The 236-nt window shown below is 58.5% G+C and carries 1 pseudogene; it reads left to right on the top strand.

The annotated features are described in order from the left end of the window. Positions 1-236, top strand: a pseudogene (locus EOD29_RS35010) (autoaggregation protein (adhering protein)); the annotation flags it as partial.

Here is a 236-nt window from a genome sequence, read left to right as displayed (position 1 = left end):
CTGGCGGGATGGAGACGATGCGACAGTGCGTGAAGAAGCAGGTGGCAACCACTATCTGGGAGGAGGCGTGTTCTGGACGCCGATCTACTCGGCCGATGGCGGCCCGTTCCAGATCAAGCAGTTCGAAGTCGCCAACGGAACCTCGAACTACGACAACATTCTGACGATCGAAGGCCGGCTGAACGACAATATCGTCTTCTCCACAACCGTAACCGTGACCGCCGACAGCATCGACG

The sequence above is a fragment of the Mesorhizobium sp. M1A.T.Ca.IN.004.03.1.1 genome (assembly GCF_003997555.1).
GTDB lineage: Bacteria > Pseudomonadota > Alphaproteobacteria > Rhizobiales > Rhizobiaceae > Mesorhizobium.
The sequence above is the reverse complement of the archived record's forward strand: the minus strand, read 5'-3'. Positions and strand labels throughout refer to the sequence as shown.